Here is a 23435-nt window from a genome sequence, read left to right as displayed (position 1 = left end):
TACATTGCTTTTTTTATTCATTCAGTTTTCGTGCGGACTGGCGAATGATCAACTCAGGCTCAAATATAACATCCTCTTGCTTCGGCTTTTTATGCTCTAAGCAGTCAATGACATATTTGGCGGCTGCTTTTCCAAGCACTGATTTCGGATGTTTGACAGAGGTTAGTTTCACTTCTGAGATTTGGGCGAAATGTGAATCATCATACCCGACGATAGACATATCCTCCGGCACTTTAAGATCCATCTCCCTCAGCATATCAATCACCTTCAGCGCAATTTCATCGTTATAACAAAAAATGGCTGTCGGCATGTGCTTGCTGTTTTTCTCCAGTGTGGCTTTTACTTTCTCCAGAAGTTTTGATTCTTTTTCTTCCGTTGTAAATGTCACGATCATATCCGGAGAAGGAAACAACTCACGCTCCCGGTGCGCCTGTATAAATCCGTTCATCCGTTTCACGCCTTGTGTGTCATCAGCTTTAAAAATACCCATCATATGCGTGTGGCCGAGAGAAAGCAAATGCTCCGCCGCCATCATCCCGCCTTTCACATCATCCAAGGTAAAACTTGGCGCGGCAAGCTCGGCATATGACGCGTTAATCATCGCAAAAGGAATGCCGTTTTTCTCCAAGTTCAGATAATAGCCGATGTTTGGGGTTTGAAGGGCGCTTTTTGTCGGTTCTACGATGAGTCCGTCAATATGCTGGGACAGCAGGTTTTCTAAGCCTCTTCTTTCGTTGTCCGGGTTGTTGTTTGTGCTTGTCAAAAGCATAGAATACCCCTGCTCGCTTAAATAGGACTCGATTCCTCTGATGATGCTCGGGAAAATATAGTCTGATATGTAGGTTGTCAAAACACCGATCGTTTTATTTGAATGCAGCGCTGACTTAGCAGAGCGTGAAGCGACAAAGGTGCCTCCGCCTTGCACGCTGTACAGCAGACCTTGTGATACGAGGTCTCCGATCGCTTTGCGGATGGTATGCCGGCTGACGCCGAATTGCTGCATTAATTCGTTTTCGGTAGGGATTTTTTGATCGGGCAGTATTTTGCCTTGATTAATCCATGAACTGATTTCTTCTTTTACTTGCGCGTATTTTGGTAACATATCCATTCCTCCAAAATGTATACGGACAAATTTCAGTATATCACAGCGTTCTTTGTAAGAAAACATTGACAGAAAATGCAAACAAGATTATTCTATATTTGTACGTACTAATTAAATGTAATTTTCGTTAAATTTTAATATAAGTACGTACAATTGAAAAGTATAATGTAAACGCTTTACTCAACATTCGGGAGGGCAGGGAAATGAAGAATACTCCAACTCAATTAGAACCAAATGTTCCTGTAACAAGAAGCCATTCAATGGGATTTGTCATTTTGATCTCATGTGCGGCGGGGCTTGGCGGCTTATTGTATGGCTATGACACGGCAGTGATTTCTGGCGCCATCGGTTTTCTGAAAGATTTATACAGCCTGAGTCCGTTTATGGAGGGACTTGTCATTTCAAGCATTATGATTGGAGGAGTTGTGGGCGTCGGGATATCCGGATTTTTAAGTGACAGATTCGGCCGGAGAAAAATTTTAATGACAGCCGCTTTGTTATTTGCGATATCAGCAATCGTTTCAGCGCTTTCTCAAGACGTGTCCACCTTAATCATTGCAAGGATTATCGGGGGGCTGGGAATCGGGATGGGCTCATCGCTCTCTGTTACGTATATTACAGAAGCGGCACCGCCCGCTATACGCGGAAGTTTGTCTTCCTTATATCAGCTCTTTACGATACTGGGTATTTCCGCAACATACTTTATTAATCTAGCTGTGCAGCGGTCTGGAACATACGAATGGGGCGTGCACACCGGCTGGAGATGGATGCTTGCTTATGGAATGGTGCCGTCCGTCATCTTTTTCCTTGTCCTGCTCGTCGTCCCGGAAAGTCCGAGATGGCTGGCGAAAGCGGGCAAAACAAATGAAGCTTTAAAGATCCTGACACGTATTAATGGAGAAACTGTTGCAAAAGAAGAATTAAAGAACATTGAGAACTCTTTAAAAATAGAACAAATGGGGTCGCTCTCCCAGCTGTTTAAGCCGGGTCTCAGGAAGGCGCTTGTCATTGGAATCCTGCTGGCGCTGTTTAACCAAGTCATCGGCATGAACGCGATTACTTACTATGGGCCGGAAATCTTTAAAATGATGGGATTCGGGCAAAACGCCGGATTTGTGACGACTTGTATCGTCGGGGTTGTAGAAGTCATTTTTACCGTTATTGCGGTGTTGCTGATCGATAAAGTCGGACGAAAAAAACTGATGTCCATCGGTTCTGCTTTTATGGCTATTTTTATGATTTTAATCGGGACGTCGTTTTATTTTGAGTTAACAAGCGGGATCATGATGATCGTCCTTATATTAGGTTTTGTCGCTGCTTTCTGTGTCTCGGTCGGACCGATCACATGGATTATGATTTCTGAAATCTTCCCGAACCATCTGCGTGCGCGGGCCGCGGGCATTGCGACCATCTTTTTATGGGGAGCAAACTGGGCGATCGGACAGTTTGTGCCAATGATGATCGATTCTTTCGGGCTCGCCTATACATTTTGGATCTTTGCGGTGATTAACATCCTTTGTTTCCTGTTTGTCGTTACGATCTGTCCGGAAACGAAGAACAAATCGCTCGAGGAAATTGAAAAGCTTTGGATAAAATGAAAACGCTTTAATGAAACAGCCCTTTCTACGGGAAGGGCTGTTTATATTGGGATGCACCATTTGGCGCTTTCTGTATAAGATAAAGATATATAGGATAAAATATTGCTGGATAAAACGACGCGGCATGAAAACTCTGCGAATATTGTCGATGAATTGGCTCTTAACAGTTGAATAAACAATTCCACCCTGTTAAAATAATTAAAGAAAGCAGAAATGATTTTTTTTGGCTATGACGGGACGTTTTTTGTCATAGCGGGACATATAATGTCCAGCAAAAAAGGAAGGAACGTTTGAGTCATGAACCAGTTAATACAAGCTCAAAAAAAATTATTGCCTGATCTTCTGCTCGTTATGCAAAAGAGGTTTGAAATCTTGCAGTATATCAGGCTGACAGAACCCATCGGGCGAAGAAGCCTGTCTGCCAGTCTCGGAATCAGCGAGCGTGTGCTGAGGGGCGAGGTTCAGTTTTTAAAGGAACAGAACCTGGTCGATATTAAGACAAACGGCATGACATTGACAGAAGAGGGCTATGAACTGCTTTCTGTTTTGGAAGATACGATGAAAGATGTTTTAGGTTTGACTCTTTTGGAAAAGACATTAAAAGAACGTTTAAATCTAAAGGATGCCATTATCGTATCCGGAGACAGCGACCAATCCCCATGGGTCAAGAAAGAAATGGGAAGAGCGGCTGTCGCATGTATGAAAAAAAGATTTTCAGGCAAAAATATCGTCGCTGTAACTGGCGGTACGACAATTGAAGCTGTCGCCGAAATGATGACGCCGGATTCTAAAAACCGCGAGCTTTTGTTTGTGCCTGCAAGAGGCGGTTTAGGCGAAGACGTGAAAAACCAGGCGAACACCATATGCGCGCATATGGCGGAGAAGGCTTCAGGCACTTACCGGCTTTTGTTTGTTCCGGGACAGCTGTCACAAGGCGCCTATTCATCTATTATTGAAGAGCCTTCTGTCAAAGAGGTGCTGAACACTATTAAATCAGCGAGTATGCTGGTTCATGGAATCGGCGAAGCTAAAACTATGGCTCAGCGCAGAAACACGCCTTTAGAAGACTTAAAGAAAATAGATGATAACGACGCGGTGACAGAAGCGTTCGGCTACTATTTTAACGCGGACGGCGAAGTGGTTCACAAAGTGCATTCTGTCGGAATGCAGCTGGATGACATAGACGCCATCCCCGATATTATTGCGGTAGCGGGCGGATCATCAAAAGCCGAAGCGATCGAGGCTTACTTTAAAAAGCCACGCAACACGGTTCTCGTCACAGACGAAGGAGCCGCAAAGAAGTTATTAAGGGATGAATAATCCCTCAATATAAATATCTCTCACTTATTTAAAGGAGGAAACAATCATGGCAGTAAAAGTCGGTATTAACGGTTTTGGTCGTATTGGACGTAACGTATTCCGCGCAGCATTAAACAATCCTGAAGTTGAGGTAGTAGCGGTTAACGATTTAACAGATGCTAACATGCTGGCTCACCTTTTACAATATGATTCTGTACACGGAAAATTAGACGCTGAAGTTTCAGTTGACGGTAACAACCTTGTTGTTAACGGCAAAACAATTGAAGTTTCTGCAGAACGCGATCCTGCTAAACTTAGCTGGGGCAAACAAGGCGTTGAAATCGTAGTTGAATCTACTGGTTTCTTCACAAAACGCGCAGACGCTGCGAAACACTTAGAAGCTGGCGCGAAAAAAGTAATCATCTCTGCTCCTGCTAACGAAGAAGATATCACAATCGTTATGGGTGTTAACGAAGATAAATACGATGCGGCTAACCACGATGTTATCTCTAACGCATCTTGCACAACAAACTGCCTTGCGCCGTTTGCAAAAGTACTTAACGATAAATTCGGCATCAAACGCGGTATGATGACAACTGTTCACTCTTACACAAACGATCAGCAAATCCTTGATCTTCCGCACAAAGACTACCGTCGTGCGCGTGCAGCAGCTGAAAACATCATCCCAACATCAACTGGTGCTGCTAAAGCAGTTTCTCTAGTTCTTCCTGAACTAAAAGGTAAACTGAACGGTGGAGCAATGCGTGTTCCAACTCCAAACGTTTCTCTAGTTGACTTGGTTGCTGAACTGAACCAAGAAGTAACAGCTGAAGAAGTAAACGCAGCTCTTAAAGAAGCGGCTGAAGGCGACCTTAAAGGAATCCTTGGCTACAGCGAAGAGCCATTAGTTTCTGGCGACTACAACGGAAACAAAAACTCTTCTACAATCGATGCTCTTTCTACAATGGTTATGGAAGGCAGCATGGTAAAAGTAATCTCTTGGTACGATAACGAAAGCGGCTACTCTAACCGCGTTGTTGACCTTGCAGCTTACATCGCAAAAAAAGGTCTTTAATTTATAGCTGAAAAAGGACCTGACTTGGTTCTTTCGAATAGAAGCGCTATAATGAAAGCGGACAAGGGAAGGGGACGGACTCCCTTTCCCTTTTTCCATGAAGACCGGCTTTCAGAAAACGCTCTGTGATAGAGAAACGACCGCGTTTTAAGCAGCTTTCCGGCGCTTTCGCCTAAGGCCGCTGCCCTGGCTTTTAGACGAACTGCCCTGTGCCGAAAAAGACTGCGATCTGCCCTAGCGGAGTTATCGCTTGAACAGACGGTTTCACGTTTTTCGTGCTGTATGCAAACCATTTTGAAGGAGGATCTCCTAGGCATGAATAAAAAAACTCTCAAAGACATCGACGTAAAAGGCAAAGTTGTATTCTGCCGCGTCGACTTTAACGTTCCAATGAAAGACGGGGAAGTAACAGACGATACACGTATCCGTGCTGCGCTTCCAACAATCAAACACCTTGCAGACCAAGGCGCGAAAGTCCTTCTTGCGAGCCACTTAGGCCGCCCGAAAGGCGAAGTGGTTGAGGAGCTTCGTTTAACTCCTGTCGCTGCACGTCTCGGCGAACTGCTTGGCAAAGAAGTGAAAAAAGCGGATGAAGCATACGGCGATGCTGTAAAAGCACAAATTTCCGAGATGAAGGACGGAGACGTTCTTGTATTGGAAAACGTACGTTTCTATCCTGGTGAAGAGAAAAATGATCCTGAGCTTGCAAAAGCATTTGCTGAGCTTGCAGATGTATATGTAAATGACGCATTCGGTGCTGCCCACCGTGCTCACGCATCTACAGCTGGAATTGCCGAGCATCTGCCAGCAGTTGCAGGTTTCTTAATGGAAAAAGAGCTTGATGTACTTGGAAAAGCGGTTTCCAATCCTGACCGCCCGTTTACAGCGATCATCGGCGGAGCGAAAGTAAAAGACAAAATCGGTGTAATCGAAAGTCTTCTTGATAAAGTAGACAACCTGATCATCGGCGGAGGTCTTGCTTATACTTTCGTAAAAGCGCTTGGCTATGAAGTCGGTAAATCTCTTCTTGAAGAGGATAAAATCGAGCTTGCGAAATCATTTATGGACCGCGCTAAAGAAAAAGGCGTTAACTTCTACATGCCTGAAGATGTACTCGTTGCAGATGATTTCTCTAACGATGCAAACGTGAAAATTGTGCCGATCTCTGAAATCCCTAGTGATTTAGAAGCAATCGACATTGGTACGAAAACACGCGAAACGTATGCTGACGTCATCAAAAACAGCAAACTTGTCGTGTGGAACGGACCAATGGGCGTATTCGAAATCGACTTGTTCGCTCAAGGAACAAAAGCGGTTGCGGAAGCATTGGCAGAGGCGAAAGATACATACTCTGTCATCGGCGGAGGAGACTCTGCGGCAGCGGTTGAAAAATTCGGCCTTGCCGACAAAATGAGCCACATCTCAACAGGCGGCGGCGCATCCCTTGAGTTTATGGAAGGCAAAGAGCTTCCAGGGGTAGCTGCACTGAACGATAAATAATCTCAAAACTGCTATAAGGAAGTGGAACAGATGAGAAAACCAATTATCGCCGGTAACTGGAAAATGAACAAAACACTCGGCGAAGCTGTCAGCTTCGTTGAAGAAGTGAAATCTTCCATTCCAGCAGCAGACAAAGCTGAAGCTGTTGTTTGCGCGCCAGCACTTTTCTTAGAAAAGCTTGCTTCTGCTGTTAAAGGCACTGACCTAAAAGTCGGCGCTCAAAACATGCACTTCGAGGAAAGCGGCGCGTTCACAGGCGAAATCAGCCCGGTTGCTCTGAAAGACCTTGGCGTTGACTACTGCGTCATCGGCCACTCTGAGCGCCGTGAAATGTTCGCTGAAACTGATGAAACAGTTAACAAAAAAGCACACGCAGCTTTCAAACACGGCATTGTGCCGATCATCTGTGTAGGTGAAACGCTTGAAGAGCGTGAAGCCGGCAAAACAAATGATCTTGTTGCTGACCAAGTGAAAAAAGGCCTTGCTGGTCTTTCTGAAGAACAAGTTGCTGCTTCTGTTATTGCGTATGAGCCAATCTGGGCAATCGGAACAGGCAAATCTTCTACAGCGAAAGATGCGAATGACGTGTGTGCGCATATCCGTAAAACCGTCGCTGAAAGCTTCAGCCAAGAAGCTGCAGACAAGCTTCGCATCCAATATGGCGGAAGCGTAAAGCCTGCAAACATTAAAGAATATATGGCAGAGTCCGATATTGACGGTGCTTTGGTCGGCGGCGCGAGCCTTGAGCCACAGTCATTCGTTCAATTATTGGAGGAAGGTCAATATGAGTAAAAAACCAGCTGCACTCATCATTCTTGATGGGTTCGGATTACGTAACGAAACAGTAGGGAACGCAGTCGCTTTAGCGAAAAAACCGAATTTTGACCGCTATTGGAACCAGTATCCTCATCAAACATTGACTGCTTCAGGCGAGGCTGTAGGTCTTCCTGAAGGGCAAATGGGGAACTCCGAGGTAGGTCACTTAAATATCGGTGCGGGACGTATTGTGTACCAAAGCTTAACACGCGTAAATGTTGCCATTCGTGAAGGAGAGTTCGAACGCAATCAAACATTCCTTGACGCGATCAGCAACGCGAAAGAAAACAACAAAGCCTTGCACCTGTTCGGTCTTTTATCTGACGGAGGCGTGCACAGTCATATCAACCATTTATTCGCACTGTTAAAGCTTGCGAAAAAAGAAGGGCTGACAAAGGTTTATATCCATGGCTTCCTTGACGGCCGTGATGTAGGTCCGCAGACAGCGAAAACGTACATCAACCAGTTGAACGATCAAATCAAGGAAATCGGTGTGGGTGAAATCGCCAGCATTTCCGGACGTTACTACTCTATGGACCGCGACAAACGCTGGGACCGTGTAGAAAAAGCGTACCGCGCAATGGCGTACGGCGAAGGCCCATCTTACCGCAGCGCCCTGGATGTTGTTGATGATTCATATGCAAATGGTATCTACGATGAATTCGTGATTCCATCTGTCATCACAAAAGAAAACGGTGAGCCTGTTGCGAAAATCCAAGACGGCGATTCTGTGATTTTCTATAATTTCAGACCGGACCGCGCCATCCAGATTTCCAACACGTTCACAAACAAAGACTTCCGTGACTTCGACCGCGGCGAGAATTATCCAAAGAACCTGTATTTCGTCTGCCTGACTCACTTCAGTGAAACAGTTGACGGCTATGTAGCGTTTAAACCGATAAATCTTGATAACACAGTCGGAGAAGTATTATCTCAGCACGGATTAAAACAGCTTCGAATTGCAGAAACTGAAAAGTATCCGCACGTCACGTTCTTTATGAGCGGCGGCCGTGAAGCTGAATTCCCGGGTGAAGAGCGTATTCTCATCAACTCGCCTAAAGTTGCAACGTATGACTTGAAGCCTGAGATGAGTGCGTATGAAGTGAAGGACGCGCTTGTCAAAGAAATTGAAGCTGACAAGCATGACGCCATCATTCTTAACTTCGCAAACCCTGATATGGTCGGCCACTCCGGAATGGTTGAACCAACAATTAAAGCAATTGAAGCAGTGGACGAATGCTTGGGCGAAGTCGTTGACGCGATTCTTGCTAAAGGCGGACATGCCATCATTACCGCTGATCACGGTAATGCTGACATTCTGATTACAGAATCAGGCGAACCGCACACTGCGCATACAACAAACCCAGTCCCTGTGATTGTAACGAAAGAAGGCATTACGCTGCGTGAAGGCGGAATCCTAGGCGACCTTGCACCAACGTTATTAGACCTTCTTGGTGTTGAAAAGCCGAAAGAAATGACAGGAACATCTTTAATTCAAAAATAATTTGAAAATCAAAAGGAGAGACAAAACTCATGCCATACATTGTTGATGTTTATGCACGCGAAGTATTAGACTCCCGCGGCAACCCAACAGTTGAAGTTGAAGTATATACAGAAACAGGAGCTTTCGGCCGCGCATTAGTGCCAAGCGGAGCTTCTACAGGTGAATACGAAGCGGTTGAGCTTCGTGACGGCGATAAAGACCGTTACCTTGGAAAAGGCGTGTTAACAGCTGTTAACAACGTAAACGAAATCATTGCTCCAGAGCTTCTTGGCTTTGATGTAACTGAACAAAACGCAATCGACCAGCTTTTAATCGAGCTTGACGGTACTGAAAACAAAGGCAAACTTGGTGCGAACGCAATCCTTGGCGTATCTATGGCTTGTGCGCGTGCTGCTGCTGATTTCTTACAGATTCCTCTTTACCAATACCTTGGAGGATTCAACTCAAAAACGCTTCCTGTACCGATGATGAACATCGTAAACGGCGGAGAGCATGCTGATAACAACGTGGATATTCAAGAATTCATGATCATGCCTGTAGGTGCTCCTAACTTCCGTGAAGCACTTCGCATGGGCGCTCAAATCTTCCACAGCCTGAAATCAGTATTAAGCGCAAAAGGCTTAAACACTGCTGTAGGTGACGAAGGCGGATTCGCTCCAAACCTTGGTTCTAACGAAGAAGCGCTTCAAACAATCGTTGAAGCAATCGAAAAAGCCGGCTTCAAACCTGGCGAAGAAGTTAAACTTGCTATGGATGCTGCATCTTCTGAGTTCTACAACAAAGAAGACGGCAAATACCATCTGTCTGGCGAAGGCGTTGTGAAAACATCTGCTGAAATGGTTGACTGGTATGAAGAGCTTGTTTCTAAATACCCAATCATCTCTATCGAAGACGGACTTGACGAAAACGACTGGGAAGGCCACAAGCTTCTTACTGAGCGTCTTGGCAAAAAAGTTCAGCTTGTTGGTGACGACCTCTTCGTTACAAACACGAAAAAACTTTCTGAAGGTATTAAAAACGGCGTAGGCAACTCTATCCTGATCAAAGTAAACCAAATCGGTACATTGACTGAAACATTCGATGCGATCGAAATGGCGAAACGCGCAGGCTATACAGCTGTTATCTCTCACCGTTCTGGTGAAACTGAAGACAGCACAATCGCTGACATCGCTGTGGCAACAAACGCAGGACAAATCAAAACAGGTGCTCCGTCTCGTACGGACCGTGTTGCGAAATACAACCAGCTTCTTCGCATCGAAGATCAGTTGGCTGAAACTGCTCAATACCACGGTATCAACTCTTTCTACAACTTAAACAAGTAATAAAAAGACCGCCGGGATTTTCTCGGCGGCTTTTTTATGCAAACTTTCCTAGCCTCAGCTTTTATTCTCCGCCTATCTCATTACCTTGATTTGGTAACTAATGTTCATTTTGTTGCATTTTAAAGGAATCAAGACAGCAAAACCGAAAAGAAAGGGGTGAATAAGAGGAGGAATGTAAAAATGAAAATGATTTTGATGTCAGCGGCACTGGCTGGAAGCGTCATATGGGGATCTTCAGCTGTACAGGTGAACGGGATACAGTCTCATTCTATTTCTGAGATGGCTCCGTTGTTTGATGAGGAGCATGCATATGAAACCATTCATGAACTGAGTGAGGTCATAGGTCCGAGAGAAACAGGGACAGAGAAAGAAAAAGAAGCGGCGTCATACATATCGAAACGGATTCAAGATGAGGGATTAGCTGTTCGCATTCAGCCATTTCATGTGAAAACATATTATTCTGGTTCAGTAATGGCAGGCGATCATGAATATCCAATACGATCAGCGGATAAGAGCGCTGTGGAAAATGAAGAGAGAGTGGAGGGTGCGGTCTTAGACGGAGGCTATGGGCTCAATCTTGATGAAAAAGAAGCCAAGGGGAAAATCGCCGTTATGAGAGAGGGAAAAATATCAGTATCTCAGAAATTAAAAAGCGCCCAAGCTGCCGGCGCAAAGGCTGTCATTATTTATAACAGCAAGACAAAACCTCTCGCTATCCGACCGGTAAAACCAAAACATATCACGATACCGGCTGCCGGAATGAAAAAAGAAGACGGGGAAGCTTTACTGAAAGAAAAGCGGGCTGTCATTCAATTTAAGGACTATCGAAACCGCACTTCACAAAACATAATAGGGACACGCAAAGCGCAGCACACAAAACACCCGGATATTCTTTATGTAACTGCGCATTATGACACAGTTAAAGATGCACCTGGGGCTGATGATAATGCATCAGGCACATCCGCCGTACTAGAGATCATTGAGCAAAGCAAGCACCTTCCCAAAAACAAAGAAATCCGTTTTATCTTTTTCGGAGCTGAAGAGCTGTGGTCAGCGGGTTCCTCATATTATGTCAGTACGCTTACCTCGGATGAAATCAAACACAGCCGTGCAAACTTTAATGCTGATATGATTGCGACTGACTGGAAAGACGCAAGCCAAATGTATATAACGACCCCGGATGGCAAGGAAAATGCAAGTATTAATTATGCAGTAAATGCCGCTCACAAAGCAAAGCTTGAAGCCCCTCGTCTCACACAGCTGGGATACTCGGACCACGTGTCATTTTATGAAGCGGGCATACCTTCGGCTAATTGGATTTGGCTCAGTCCGGATACGCAAGAGCCTGGGTCATGGTATCACACCGAAAAAGACAACATCGCACATATCAGCAAAGAAAGATTGAACGAAGCGGGACAGCTCTTGTTATCTGCAGTACAAGAGGCAAATATAGATTAAAAAACAGGCCTCGGCCTGTTTTTAAAATTTTCTATATATTCTTTCAAATAGAGGAAATATTCTCATTATCCCCCTGATAAATACCTTTTCTTAGGCACAAAAAATTCCACTTAATCGTAAATCGCATCATAATGCCCTACCAAATAAAAGGAGACAAAGCCCATTTACCGTTTTTTTACTTTTGTTATAATTGCAGTATCGATCGATAATTGTTTAATTTTGTAAAAATATATCCTTTTCTATCTTATAGGGGGTCCAAAAATGAATCCTGTCACAAAAGAAGCTCGAAACCTCAGTCATAAGCGGCTTTTAGAATTGATTGAAACAAAACAGGCTGTTGTAGGTGTATTGGGGATGGGATATGTGGGTTTTCCTCTTGCATTAGAATGTGTCAATAAAGGATACAACGTCATCGGCTTTGATAGGAACAGCGAAAAAGTTTCTTTGCTGAAAGACGGGCACAGCCATATTCGAGATGTAGACGATAGCCAATTAAAAGAGGCACTTCACACAGAGCGTTTTCAAGTGAGTGAGAATATGTCTCTCATAGAACACTGCGACATTATTGTGATATGTGTTCCGACACCTTTGAACAAAAAAGATAAGATACCCGACCTTAGCTACATAGACAGTGCAGTTGACACCATGCTGGCTTACGGAAGGCCAAATCAGCTTTTAATTTTAGAAAGTACAACCTACCCGGGCACAACAAAACAAAAAATTGCTGACAGAATGGCAGCAGGGCGGCAGGTCAACATAGGCTCCGATTTCTTTATAGCTTATTCACCTGAACGAATTGATCCTGGGAACAGCCATTACGAAGTCGCCGATATCCCTAAAGTGGTCGGCGGAATGACCCGGACTTGCACAAAACTTGCCTCAGCGTTTTACAACACCATCGTTACAAGCATTCATCCAGTAACCTCACCTGAAGTAGCAGAAACAGCTAAACTCCTAGAGAATACCTACCGTTATGTAAATATAGCTCTCATCAATGAAATGGCACTCAATTGCCGAGAACTTGATATTGATATATGGGAAGTGATCAATGCGGCAGACACGAAGCCGTTCGGGTTTCAAAAATTCAGCCCGGGCCCTGGTGTAGGCGGCCATTGCATACCGATTGATCCTTTTTATTTTAAATGGATAGCTAACCAAAAGGGATTGCAGACAAAGCTGATTGATTTAGCGGATGAAATCAATTCTGAAATGCCATTTTCAGTGTCCGACTATGCCATGAAGCTGGTTGATAAAGAACACTGCAATATTTTATTAATAGGTGCTGCTTATAAAAAAAATACCAATGATTCTCGTGAGTCTTCTGCATTTGCAATTATCGATGATTTGATGAAAAAGGGATGCACGATAGATTACTATGATCCTTTTATCAGTGAAATCTGCCTGGAAGACGGCAGCATCAAGCACTCCGTCCCTTTCACCAAGGAGCAGATCAACCAATATGATGTCGTCATTATTCATACAGATCATGATGATATCAATTACAGTATATTGCAGGATACAGCTCCTATTATTTTCGATACGAGAAACATTTGCAGAGAAAAAATGGCTGACAATGCAAAACTTATCACACTATAGGAGGGAACTGTCATTAGTAAACAATTTATCTCTTTTCACAGACCTGATATGACAAACGAAGAATTGGAAACTGTAGTTGAAACGATCAAGTCGGGGTGGATTTCAAAAGGCCCGAAGGTGATTGAATTTGAGAAAAAGCTTGGCGAATGTCTGGGAGCGGAGCACGTAATCAGCTGTAATTCAGGAACTGCTGCCTTACACATGGCTTTGCTTGCACTCGGTGTAGGAGAAGGAGATGAAGTCATTGTTCCAAGCTTCACGTTTTGTTCAAGTGTAAACGTCATTTTGCATGTAGGAGCAACCCCGGTGTTTGCCGACATTTGCGAGGATGATTTATGTATAGATCCGGAAGATGTGAGACAAAAGCTTTCACCGCGGACAAAAGCGGTCATTGCGGTCCATTTTGCAGGTTATCCGGCAAATTTGGATGAGCTTAGCAGCATATGCAAGGAAAATGGACTGTACTTGATTGAAGATGCCGCACACGCGCTTGGGACAAGGTATAACGAGAAGATGATCGGCACACATGGAGATGCCGTATGCTTCAGCTTTTATGCCACCAAAAATATAACGACGGGAGAAGGAGGAGCTCTTATTCTTAAGGATGAAGAGGCTGCCGAAAGAGCAAGACTGTATGGATGGCATGGCATTACAAAAAATGCTTGGAATCGATACGGTGAAAAGGGCAGCTGGCGATATGATGTTTTACTTCCCGGCTTTAAGTACAACATGACAGATATCCAGGCTGCTCTTGGGCTCATTCAATTGAAACGGGCTGCTGAAATCCAAGAAAAACGAACCAGAATCGCAAACTATTATGCGTCTGAGCTTATCAATCATCCAGAAAGAGCAGAACTTCCTTTAACAGACATCCCTAGCCATATCACACATTCCTGGCATTTGTTCATTCTGCGGGTGAAAAAACACGAAGAAATGGACCGAGACCAGTTTATTGAAGAGATGAAAGCGAAACATATTGGGTTGAGTGTCCACTTTATCCCTGTGCATATGCATCCCTACTATAGAGAGCATTTTCCTGCAAAGCTGCCGGTAACTGAACGCATCTTTCCTGAAATTGTATCACTGCCTCTTTATAGCCAATTATCGAAGGAAGATTGTCAATACATCGTTCAATCAATTAAAGATGTTTTATCTTTAAGCCAGGAGGTCGGACAATGAAACACATTGCTATCTTAGGCGGAGCAGGTTTTATAGGAAGTGAATTAGCGGGGTTATTACAGAAGAAAGGCTATCATACGATCATCGCTGATCAAAAAAAGCCGGATTTTCAGGCAGAATTCCGCCAAACCAATATTTTAGACCGTCAATCGCTTCGGGAATCATTAAAAGGAGCAGATGCTGTCGTTCATTTAGCGGCAATGGTCGGAGTAGACAGCTGCCGCAGCAATGAAGAGGACGTAATCAAGGTGAATTTTGAAGGAACGAAAAACGTAACGGAGGTATGCAAGGAGCTGGGGATCAAGACCCTTCTTTTTTCCTCCAGCTCAGAAGTGTTCGGAGATTCGCCAGATTATCCATATACGGAATCAAGCCATAAGCTCCCTAAATCCGCTTATGGAAAAGCAAAATTAAAGTCAGAGGAATATTTGAAGGAGCAGGCATCAGCCTCACTGCATGTCAGAGTTGTCCGATACTTTAATGTGTACGGCCCGAAGCAGCGTCAGGACTTTGTCATAAACAAGTTCTTCAGTTTGGCCGAAGCTGGCGCGGAGCTTCCTCTTTACGGAGACGGCGGCCAAATCAGATGCTTCAGCTACATTAGTGATATCGTGAACGGAACATACCTGGCGCTGCTGTACAAAGGGAGTGCCTATGAAGATTTCAACATAGGAAACGATCTGCCAATCACTATAAAAGGACTGGCAGAGAAAATCAACGTGATGACTGGCAGGGAGAAAGAGCATTATACATTTAAAAAGCTGGGCGAGGATGGTGTCCGGGGGAAAGACATTGAAATTTTCAAACGTGCTCCTTCGATCGAGAAGGCAAAGCGTCTGCTTGGATATGCTCCTAAAATTAACCTAGATGAAGGCCTGAGGCTGATTAAAATTGAAAGACAAAAACAAAAACTTCCATTATCCTGAAAACCCCAAACAGATCAAGTTTCCGATTTATCCGGGGCAGCTTTCAGGCAGAAGTTTTTTCACCTACTTAATCTCAGCTAAAAGAACAACGTTGGCAGAAAAATTGGAAAAACGCTATGGAAAGAGCATCGAATTGACTTCGAGTGGAAGCGCAGCGTTGGTGCTTGCATTGACATTTTCCGGAGCGTGGCCTGGAAAAGAAGTGATTTTTTCATCATTCAGCTGTCCAAACGTAATTGACGCTGTGCTTCAAACCGGAGCTTCCCCAGTGTTTGCCAATCTGGATAATGATTTGTCCCTATCCTTTGAAGATGTGAAAAACAAAGTGACCGAGAGGACATGCGCTGTCATTTTGACACACGTTTACGGCCGGCAGGAAAACATGAAACTTATCGAGTGGGCGAAAGAAAAGCGTATTCGTGTCATTGACGATGCCGCTCAGGCCATGTTTACAAAACAAGACGGAACCTTTGCAGGCGGTTTGGGGGATTTCGGCATCTTGAGCTTTGGACCGTCAAAGCCCCTCGGCAGTATAGGAGGAGGAGCGTTAATCGCCCGAAAAGAAGTTCTGGACAAAAACGGCAGGCTGCCGATGGAACAGCGAAAGCAAGTTAATGCTGATTATGATGCTTATATGAGACAGCAGCGAATACAGGCTTTAATGAGATCTAGGACTCTATCCTTCTTATTCAGAAAAACGGGTGTTCAGACCTCTATGAAAACGAGCAAGCTTGAAGTCCTTCCGAAAAAACCTGCTACTGTCCCTTTATTGCGAATGCATCCGGTGAGGCAAGCCATTATCGAATACCAGCTGTCAAAGATGGAGCGGCTGGTGAGAGACTCATCTAGAAATTTGGAGACGGCAAAATACATTTTTGCACGGGCAGAAGAGTTATACGGGATCAAGATGATTCAGCCGCAGGAGGGAGAAAGCCTGAACTATTTGACAATCGTCTTCCCTCATGAAGGGGAAAGGTACGACTGCTCTGTTTATTTAGCGGCAAAAGGGATTCAAACCTGCTGGAACTACCTTCCGCTGCACGTTATTCCGCTGTATCAGCCTTATTCACGGCAAGAGGATGAACATTCTCTGTGGAAAAGGGTTCTTTCACTGCCGTTCAAACCGCCTCTTGGTACAGAGCAGGTGAAGTATATTGCTGAAACCGTTTTAGCGTATGCAGAGCAAAAGAATAAGAAATGAATGTTGGTGATATATCGTGCAAAAAACAGCAAATTTGGTAACTCGTCAAGCATGGGATCGAGCCGCTGGCATTTTTCAGACTGGATTGTTTCAAAGCTATGATTGGGGGAAGCTCATGGAGGAGCTCCCCAATACCTCGTTTCACCCTGTTAAGCTGACATCGGACGGCGGACAAGTGATATATGTTCCGGTGTTTGAGCAGAATGGCTTGCTCAGCGGGAATATGATAGGATACGGCGGCGTCATTTCAGACCGTCCGATATCATTTGAATGGCTGCAAAGCGAAATCAAGGCTTTATTTGGACAGAAATTATCGCGGCTCCTGCTTCCGCATGGCCAAACTTCTTTTATCGAAGAAACGGGAGAACATTGGGCAGAAAAAGACACACACATATTGCCGCTTCCCGATACATTTGAAGAGCTATGGACAAACTGTTCAGGAAAAGCCCGGACTGCCGTCAGATATGCGGAAAAGAAAAATGTGTCCGTCCGCCTAATTGGACAGGAATCGATTCATGAATTTTACGAATTGTATAAGGCGCATACAGCAGCTATCGGTGCAGCCTATATGCTGAGTCAGGATTTTTTTCAAAAGCTGCTAGAAAGCCTTGGAAGGCAAGTCTTTTGGGTAGGGGCATTTCTTGAGACTGACATGATCAGCAGCAGTATTTTTCTATATGACCATTCCCATTTCTATTATTGGCAGAATGTAAACAGCCCTGCCGGAAAAGAAACGCAGGCCTCTTATTTGCTGATGCGGAACGCTTTATCATTCGCCATCGGCAAGAAACTGCAATGGGTTGATTTTGGATATTCCCACAGTAAAGAAATTGCCAGACCGAAACGATATTGGGGAGCTGAAGAGAAACGATGTCGACATTTCACAGAAACGGAGTAAAAGTGGTAAGCGGCCATCAGTCCAGTTATCTCCCCTGGTATGGTTTTTTTGAAAAAATCCATAAATCAGATGTATTTGCCATTCACGATACAGCCCAGTTTGAGAAAAAGGGATTTCTCAATCGGAACAGAATCAAAACTTCCCAAGGCCCCATGTGGCTGACTGTTCCTTTGCAGATGAAAAATTATAAGGATATCGAGCTTCGTGATATGAAAATCGACCAAGAGCAGGACTGGCGGAAGAAACACTGGATGGCGATTAAAATGAATTATGCGAAGGCTCCCTATTTCGAGGAATATCAAATGGTTTTTAAAGATGTCTATCAGCGGGAATGGGAGTACCTTCATGATTTAAATATGTTCATCATTGATTTTTTTCTGCGGGAACTTCGCATATCGACCCCAATTTGCTATGTGTCGGAGCTCGAATGCCGGAATGAAAAAAAGAGTGATTTTGTGCTCGCGCTTTGTAAGGAACTTGGGGCTGATCACTATTATTCAGGCAGCCAAGGATCAGACTATTTAATAGAAAGTGATTTTGATAGAAGCGGAATTACAATCGAATACCAGCAAATCAGGACCATCCATTATCCGCAGTTGTTCGGAGAGCACATTCCTCATCTCTCTATGCTTGATATGCTTATGAACTGCGGCGCGGATATTTGCGAGACGTTAATCAAAGGGGGACAATATGATGAAAGTAATGGTATTTGCGGCGCACCCGGACGATGAAATTATCGGCGTCGGCGGAGCATTGGCGAAACATGTCCGTCAAGGAGACAGTGTGTCGGCTGTCATTATGGCTGAAGGAAAATCGTCTAGAAAAGAAGACTATGAAAAACCTTGTGATTCGATCATGCAGCATTCCTATAGTGAAACGGAACAAGCGCTTAGCACGCTCGGCATAAGCGATTTTGTCAGGTTAAACCTTCCTGATAACAGGCTGGATTCAATGGATTTGCTGGATGTCGTAAAAGAGGCAGAAAAACAAATTGAACGGTTTCAGCCCGATATCGTATATACACAATACGGCGGTGACATTAATATTGACCATGCTGTTGTATTCAGAGCGGTGATGACGGCAACCCGCCCGCTTCCAGGTCATTCCGTAAAACAGGTTCTGGCATACGAGACCTTATCCTCGACAGAGTGGAACTACTTGAAGAAGGATCAATTCCATGCGAATTTCTTCATTAATATAGAAGAAGAGCTTGAATTGAAGCTGAAGGCCATGGCGTGCTATGATTCGGAGCTGAGGGATTTCCCGCATCCGCGCTCCTTGCAAGCGATAGAAAATAACGCATACGTATGGGGAGCTAAATCGGGTTTTTCTGCAGCAGAAGCATTTATGCTTGTGAGAGGAACGTGGTGACGGATGATTGCGCAAATACCGTTTTTCGGGTTAGACCCGAAGCAAATTGATAAAAAGTGGGTCGAAGCAGGATACGGTCTTGAAGCCAACATCTTCGACGGAAAGTCGTTTGAAGAAACCGATTATGTGAAAACCTTCAAGCGGACACTTGATTACACAAAACAGCTTGAGCCGTCATTATTGACACTTCATTTTCCCACCGACAATGCGGATTATGTTCACGAAGCGCATATAAAGGACCGTCTGCTGCATTTTGCAGAGCTTGCGGATATGTACGGCGCTAAGGGCATAACTGTTCATGCCAATCAATTTATGTCGGTTGAAGAATTTCAAAGCTATGACTTAGAAGGAAATCGCAGAAAAGTCATTGAATTTTTTGCGGCGTTTGATGATGAGCTGAAAGGGACGGATATATGGATTGGAGTCGAAAATCTGCCGATTATCGGGAATCTGGGCGAAGACTTTGACCCGATTTTTATTTATCCTGAGGATTTTGAGGAGCTGGTTCAGCTCGGTTTAAAACATGTCGGCATTACATGGGATCTGTGTCATTGGGCCATTACCTATCAGACACATCTGTCATCATCACTTATGTTCAGGGATGAAAAGCTGAGATACCCTGATTTTTTTCAGTTTCTTTCCTTAAAGGACAGCATTAAACATTATCATTTCAGTTCGTTTCGCCAGCTAGCCTTCCCGCATGGTGATGTCCGCTGTTTTGAAGGGCGTCATCCCGCTGAAGGAACGATTAATGAACCATTGCTCAGACAAGCGGCGGAGATGTTAAAGGAGATACACCGCGGGGATGGCACGGGTATCGTATTTGAAGTGATGGAAGAGGACTATACACAAAGAAAAGAATCATGGAGAACATTAGAATGGTTCGGCGGTGCTTCTGATGAAGAAAAAAAGCGGACGTAATTCGGCATATCGAACACCAAATTATGCAAAGCTTTGGTCTGCACAAGTATTTTCTTCCGCGGCGGATGGCGTCTGGCTCATCGCGCTTCCGCTTCTAGTGCTCGATTTGACCGGAAGCAAAATATTAGTCGGGGTGATTTCTTTTATCGAGCTCGTTCCATTGACATTCGGAATGTTTACCGGACCTTTAATTGATTCAATACGAAAAAAATCCATATTGTATGTGTGTAATACTGGAAGAGCAGTCATTATGATTCTCTTGGCAGTCCTTAGTGCGAACGGTTTGTTAACTGTATGGATCATTGGTGTATGCGCATTTTGTTTATCGCTGCAATCGATGCTCTTTTCCCCGGCGAAAGTGGCGCTTATTCCGCTGCTTGTCCCTCAGAAACATCTCGATCAGGCGACTTCATTAATTAACACTAGCGAACTTATTGGTCTGATCGTCGGAAAGCTGATTAGCGGCGTTTTGATTGCGGCGATTCCGTTTGGGCTTCTGTTTCTCATAAATGGGACGGCATTTTTCGTATCCGCTGCATTGATTGCCCTTATTCACATTTCAGAATCTGCCGGCCTAAAAAGCAAAGGGGCAGAAGCCCTTAAGACAGGCTACAGAATGCTGAAGGGCAACTCATCTTGGATGACTGCTGTCGGTTATTTTTTTATCGTAAATCTTGTCATTGCCGGGTTTATTTCTGTAATGGGGCCGATTCTTGCAGTGGAACGTTTTCATGAGAACTATTCCGTATGGTTCGCTATCATGTATTCAATGTTTCAGGGCGGTATGCTCTTAGGGAATCTTGCTGTATTTTTCAAGTGGAATACGAAGCGGCTAGAACGGCTTTATCCCAGAACTTTAACAGCGGTAGGGCTGCTCATTATGTTTTTGTTTTTTCCGCTTAGCGGGCTGGAATGTGCCATTTTTTTGGTGCTGGGCGTCATCATCTCCTATATTGATGTGCAAACGGTTCTGTATTTTCAAAAGACGGTTCCGACTGAATACTTCGGAAGAATATTCGCGCTTATTTTTTCTATTGTAAAGATGGGAGAACCTCTTTCAGCAGCTGTTTACACAGTGCTTCTTGTGTTTATGGACGCTGATTATATTTTTCTGGCTGTCGGTCTGACTCTCGTCCTGACTTTTTTTATATTGTCAGTGAGGCAAGGAATGCAGCGGGATACCGGAAAAAAAGCGAATCAGTTTTTTTAATTTCTATATAAAAGAGCTGCCGATGATCATGCGGCAGCTCTTTTATTAAAGATCCAAATAAAGCCTTACCATATCGCGGCATTGAATCCCGTTTTCAAAAATGTCCTCATCATAATGTCTGACAAAGAAATCGTGGTCGATCGCCTGAAGGCGGAATCCGCATTTTTGATAGAGAGAAAGCTGATGAATGCTGGAATTCCCCGTGCCGATTTCAATCGTGTCCGCCCCCAGCTCCTTCGCTTTTTCGATGGCGTCAAGTACAAGCTGTTTGCCAAAGCCCTTCTTCTGAAGAGATTCTTTTACCGCAATATTTACAATTTCAACTGTTTGCGGCCTTGTTTTTAGCAATACATAAACACCTGCAAGCTCATCACCGGCCCAAGCTGTGTAACATTCTCCCCTCTCAAGATATTCATCTACAATGTCTTTCGATGGATCGGCGAGCAGCAATAGATCATATAATTCGTCATTTGTTTCTTTTCCTAATTCAATCCTGAGCTTTTGCATATTCGTACCACCTTTTTAGTCTGATAGACATTTAATTTTTTCATTCGTTCCCAATTTCATTCTTTTTTATTATAAAATATGAAAAGCAGTAAATGTTATCAAATTAGTAGAATAGGAGGAAAGTCATGTTTTTTTGTAAGAATTGCGGCTCCCAGAATAATGAAGGAGCCAAGTTTTGTAAACAATGCGGCACCCCGATCGGAGGGGGCAGCAAACAGGCAAATCAAGAAACAGCTAGCACTGCAGAAACAAGGCAGGTTCCGCGAAAACCGATCCGAAAGAAAACCATCATTTTATGGAGCAGCATTGCCGCGGCGTCCGTTATATTATTCGCTGCATATAAAACCGGAGCGTATTTTACTTCAAAGGATAGGTTAGTAGACAAGTTTGAACAGGCCGTAAATGATGAGGATCAGGGCCAAATCGCGACTCTGCTTACACCGGTAAATGACAATCTTAAACTCACTAAAAATAATGTAAAACCGTTTCTTACATATTTGAAGGATCATCCAGACAAAAAAGATGAACTTTTTGCATCGCTCCGTGAGGAAACAGCCCAGAAGGATATCGTATACGCAGAAAAAGACGGAAAAAGCCTGCTGGTATTTGACCATTACGACTTAAAGGTAGCACCTGTTTATTTTGAAGTGAGCAGCAATTATAAAAATACCGATCTATATGTCAATAAAGAGGAAGCCGGATCTGTAAAGAAAGCAGATCAAGCACAAACCCTTGGTCCGTACATTCCCGGCGAATATACAGTCTCAGCCAAACTGAAAAACGATGTCGTTGACCTTGTGAAAAAGGAAGACATTCAGGCGGTTGGCGATAGCAGCTTTCGTGTTGATCTCTCATTGGAAGCAGACGATGTGACATTCAGCTTAGCGGATGACATCAAGAGCGGGAAGGGAGATTTGCTGATTAACGGTAAATCAATTCATAAAGATCCGTTCAAATCCGTAACATATGGTCCGCTGCTGACAGATGGATCAATGACAGCTTCAGTCGAGGCAGAATTTCCGTGGGGAAAAACAAAAACTGCCGGCGTTCCGATCGATGATAAAGAAATGGAGTTAACGTTAATTCCTGATCAAGATACACAGGAACAGATTATGAACACGATTGTCAAAACAACAAAACAATACTCTAAAGCTCTATCCGATGGGAATACAGCCCAGATGACAGAGGCAAGTGCTAATTGGAAGGCAGAGACGAAGGACACCGTCGATTCTATGAAAAGCGCGGATTCATATTTAAAAGATAGATACTTGGAAACTGATTTTGACCTGGACACATTTGTCCTCTCTCAGAAAAACGACGGAACGTGGCAGGTATCCGTAACAGGAATAGAACTTCACCAGTCTTCTTCGTATAACGACTATACAAAATCTGAAATGACTGACGACAGTCCGAGTTATGAATATCTTCTTTCATATGATAAAAAACAGAAAAAATGGATTTTCGAAGATGCAGAATCAACATTCGAATCTGCAGGCACAAATATAAAGAAAATCAAAAATGATAAACCAGAGACATACACTTCCGCCTGGGCTGGCTCGAAAAACAAAGGCAGTGAAAGCTCTGCAAGCGGCAATGTTACAGATGAACAAGTGACATTATTTATGGGCAGTTATCTGCAAAGTCAGGCAGATGCCGTGAATCAAAATAATTTCTCACTGATGGAAGACAGCCTTGAAAAAGGAAGTTCCCTTTACTCCGACCAGCAGCATCTCGTGGCGAAACTAAATAAAGAGGGGACAACAGAAGACTTTAATAACTATGAAGTGAAAAGCTGGAGCCAAAATGGGTCGGCTGTCACGATTAAGACGTATGAAGAATTCTACATCACAAAATCAGGCGGCAGTCCAAAGCTCAGAACATATAACTGGACTTATACCGGCGTAGTGAAGAACGGAAGAATTTACTTAACGTCTATTCAATAAAACAGCCCC

20 protein-coding genes are annotated in these 23435 nt (G+C 44.0%); 18 read left to right on the top strand and 2 right to left on the bottom strand.

The features are described 5' to 3' along the window. Positions 1–13: 13 nt before the first annotated feature. Positions 14–1102, bottom strand: a complete 1089-nt coding sequence (araR, locus tag AC0OMU_RS18140; RefSeq protein ID WP_015483709.1) for an arabinose utilization transcriptional regulator AraR — start codon at positions 1100–1102, stop codon at positions 14–16. A gap of 203 nt (positions 1103–1305) precedes the next feature. On the opposite strand from araR, the gene araE reads away from it, so the two are divergent. From araE to AC0OMU_RS18055, 17 genes are all read left to right on the top strand, one after another. Then, positions 1306–2700 (top strand): arabinose-proton symporter AraE, encoded by a 1395-nt coding sequence (araE, locus tag AC0OMU_RS18135; RefSeq protein ID WP_003243899.1) that lies wholly within the window; start codon positions 1306–1308, stop codon positions 2698–2700. 297 nt (positions 2701–2997) lie between these two features. Continuing rightward, on the top strand, positions 2998–4020 hold the full coding sequence (gene cggR, locus AC0OMU_RS18130; protein ID WP_009968188.1) for a gapA transcriptional regulator CggR: 1023 nt from the start codon (positions 2998–3000) through the stop codon (positions 4018–4020). A 46-nt stretch (positions 4021–4066) separates the two neighbouring features. Beyond that, complete coding sequence (gene gap, locus AC0OMU_RS18125) at positions 4067–5074, top strand: type I glyceraldehyde-3-phosphate dehydrogenase (protein WP_003219957.1); 1008 nt, start codon at positions 4067–4069, stop codon at positions 5072–5074. Between the two features lie 315 nt (positions 5075–5389). Next, positions 5390–6574: a phosphoglycerate kinase gene (locus AC0OMU_RS18120; protein ID WP_003243051.1), complete on the top strand. Its 1185-nt coding sequence runs from the start codon at positions 5390–5392 to the stop codon at positions 6572–6574. A gap of 30 nt (positions 6575–6604) precedes the next feature. Next, entirely contained in the window at positions 6605–7366 is a 762-nt protein-coding gene (gene tpiA, locus AC0OMU_RS18115) for a triose-phosphate isomerase (protein ID WP_003243394.1), read from the top strand. After that, positions 7359–8894, top strand: coding sequence for a 2,3-bisphosphoglycerate-independent phosphoglycerate mutase (gene gpmI, locus AC0OMU_RS18110; RefSeq protein WP_003228330.1), 1536 nt, complete (start codon positions 7359–7361; stop codon positions 8892–8894). Before tpiA ends, gpmI begins: the two co-directional genes overlap by 8 nt. A 29-nt stretch (positions 8895–8923) precedes the next feature. Beyond that, positions 8924–10216, top strand: a complete 1293-nt coding sequence (gene eno / locus AC0OMU_RS18105; protein WP_003228333.1) for a phosphopyruvate hydratase — start codon at positions 8924–8926, stop codon at positions 10214–10216. Positions 10217–10396: 180 nt separating this feature from the next. Next, the gene (locus tag AC0OMU_RS18100; RefSeq protein ID WP_322839841.1) at positions 10397–11674 is read left to right on the top strand and encodes a M20/M25/M40 family metallo-hydrolase; all 1278 of its coding nucleotides are present in this window, start codon (positions 10397–10399) and stop codon (positions 11672–11674) included. 261 nt (positions 11675–11935) lie between these two features. Next, entirely contained in the window at positions 11936–13270 is a 1335-nt protein-coding gene (locus tag AC0OMU_RS18095) for a nucleotide sugar dehydrogenase (protein ID WP_015483706.1), read from the top strand. Between the two features lie 48 nt (positions 13271–13318). Next, complete coding sequence (locus AC0OMU_RS18090) at positions 13319–14449, top strand: DegT/DnrJ/EryC1/StrS family aminotransferase (RefSeq protein ID WP_015483705.1); 1131 nt, start codon at positions 13319–13321, stop codon at positions 14447–14449. Continuing rightward, positions 14446–15375 carry an NAD-dependent epimerase/dehydratase family protein gene (locus AC0OMU_RS18085; protein ID WP_015483704.1) on the top strand — a complete coding sequence of 310 codons (930 nt, stop codon included), beginning with the start codon at positions 14446–14448 and terminating at the stop codon, positions 15373–15375. The genes AC0OMU_RS18090 and AC0OMU_RS18085 overlap by 4 nt, the downstream gene beginning before the upstream one ends. Continuing rightward, complete coding sequence (locus tag AC0OMU_RS18080; protein ID WP_474241391.1) at positions 15341–16576, top strand: aminotransferase class V-fold PLP-dependent enzyme; 1236 nt, start codon at positions 15341–15343, stop codon at positions 16574–16576. Before AC0OMU_RS18085 ends, AC0OMU_RS18080 begins: the two co-directional genes overlap by 35 nt. Positions 16577–16592: 16 nt before the next feature. Then, complete coding sequence (locus tag AC0OMU_RS18075; protein WP_015384665.1) at positions 16593–17474, top strand: GNAT family N-acetyltransferase; 882 nt, start codon at positions 16593–16595, stop codon at positions 17472–17474. Beyond that, entirely contained in the window at positions 17447–18205 is a 759-nt protein-coding gene (locus tag AC0OMU_RS18070) for a WbqC family protein (protein WP_474241390.1), read from the top strand. Before AC0OMU_RS18075 ends, AC0OMU_RS18070 begins: the two co-directional genes overlap by 28 nt. Next, the gene (locus AC0OMU_RS18065; protein WP_015483702.1) at positions 18168–18845 is read left to right on the top strand and encodes a PIG-L deacetylase family protein; all 678 of its coding nucleotides are present in this window, start codon (positions 18168–18170) and stop codon (positions 18843–18845) included. Before AC0OMU_RS18070 ends, AC0OMU_RS18065 begins: the two co-directional genes overlap by 38 nt. A 3-nt stretch (positions 18846–18848) precedes the next feature. Beyond that, positions 18849–19766, top strand: a complete 918-nt coding sequence (locus tag AC0OMU_RS18060; RefSeq protein WP_015384662.1) for a sugar phosphate isomerase/epimerase family protein — start codon at positions 18849–18851, stop codon at positions 19764–19766. Further along, complete coding sequence (locus AC0OMU_RS18055) at positions 19744–20976, top strand: MFS transporter (protein WP_015483701.1); 1233 nt, start codon at positions 19744–19746, stop codon at positions 20974–20976. The genes AC0OMU_RS18060 and AC0OMU_RS18055 overlap by 23 nt, the downstream gene beginning before the upstream one ends. 45 nt (positions 20977–21021) lie before the next feature. Here the strand turns inward: AC0OMU_RS18055 and AC0OMU_RS18050 are convergent, their stop codons facing one another. Then, entirely contained in the window at positions 21022–21483 is a 462-nt protein-coding gene (locus AC0OMU_RS18050) for a GNAT family N-acetyltransferase (protein WP_015384661.1), read from the bottom strand. 125 nt (positions 21484–21608) lie between these two features. On the opposite strand from AC0OMU_RS18050, the gene AC0OMU_RS18045 reads away from it, so the two are divergent. Beyond that, positions 21609–23426, top strand: a complete 1818-nt coding sequence (locus tag AC0OMU_RS18045) for a zinc ribbon domain-containing protein (RefSeq protein ID WP_474241389.1) — start codon at positions 21609–21611, stop codon at positions 23424–23426. Positions 23427–23435: the final 9 nt, after the last annotated feature.

The sequence above is a fragment of the Bacillus sp. FAU18 genome (assembly GCF_056033885.1).
The sequence above is the reverse complement of the archived record's forward strand: the minus strand, read 5'-3'. Positions and strand labels throughout refer to the sequence as shown.

Coding starts and splice junctions, on each gene's coding strand:
- araR (WP_015483709.1), bottom strand. CDS start 1,102: ATGTTACCAAAATACGCGCAAGTAAAAGAAGAAATCAGTTCATGGATT.
- araE (WP_003243899.1), top strand. CDS start 1,306: ATGAAGAATACTCCAACTCAATTAGAACCAAATGTTCCTGTAACAAGA.
- cggR (WP_009968188.1), top strand. CDS start 2,998: ATGAACCAGTTAATACAAGCTCAAAAAAAATTATTGCCTGATCTTCTG.
- gap (WP_003219957.1), top strand. CDS start 4,067: ATGGCAGTAAAAGTCGGTATTAACGGTTTTGGTCGTATTGGACGTAAC.
- AC0OMU_RS18120 (WP_003243051.1), top strand. CDS start 5,390: ATGAATAAAAAAACTCTCAAAGACATCGACGTAAAAGGCAAAGTTGTA.
- tpiA (WP_003243394.1), top strand. CDS start 6,605: ATGAGAAAACCAATTATCGCCGGTAACTGGAAAATGAACAAAACACTC.
- gpmI (WP_003228330.1), top strand. CDS start 7,359: ATGAGTAAAAAACCAGCTGCACTCATCATTCTTGATGGGTTCGGATTA.
- eno (WP_003228333.1), top strand. CDS start 8,924: ATGCCATACATTGTTGATGTTTATGCACGCGAAGTATTAGACTCCCGC.
- AC0OMU_RS18100 (WP_322839841.1), top strand. CDS start 10,397: ATGAAAATGATTTTGATGTCAGCGGCACTGGCTGGAAGCGTCATATGG.
- AC0OMU_RS18095 (WP_015483706.1), top strand. CDS start 11,936: ATGAATCCTGTCACAAAAGAAGCTCGAAACCTCAGTCATAAGCGGCTT.
- AC0OMU_RS18090 (WP_015483705.1), top strand. CDS start 13,319: ATGACAAACGAAGAATTGGAAACTGTAGTTGAAACGATCAAGTCGGGG.
- AC0OMU_RS18085 (WP_015483704.1), top strand. CDS start 14,446: ATGAAACACATTGCTATCTTAGGCGGAGCAGGTTTTATAGGAAGTGAA.
- AC0OMU_RS18070 (WP_474241390.1), top strand. CDS start 17,447: ATGTCGACATTTCACAGAAACGGAGTAAAAGTGGTAAGCGGCCATCAG.
- AC0OMU_RS18065 (WP_015483702.1), top strand. CDS start 18,168: ATGAAAGTAATGGTATTTGCGGCGCACCCGGACGATGAAATTATCGGC.
- AC0OMU_RS18060 (WP_015384662.1), top strand. CDS start 18,849: ATGATTGCGCAAATACCGTTTTTCGGGTTAGACCCGAAGCAAATTGAT.
- AC0OMU_RS18055 (WP_015483701.1), top strand. CDS start 19,744: ATGAAGAAAAAAAGCGGACGTAATTCGGCATATCGAACACCAAATTAT.
- AC0OMU_RS18050 (WP_015384661.1), bottom strand. CDS start 21,483: ATGCAAAAGCTCAGGATTGAATTAGGAAAAGAAACAAATGACGAATTA.
- AC0OMU_RS18045 (WP_474241389.1), top strand. CDS start 21,609: ATGTTTTTTTGTAAGAATTGCGGCTCCCAGAATAATGAAGGAGCCAAG.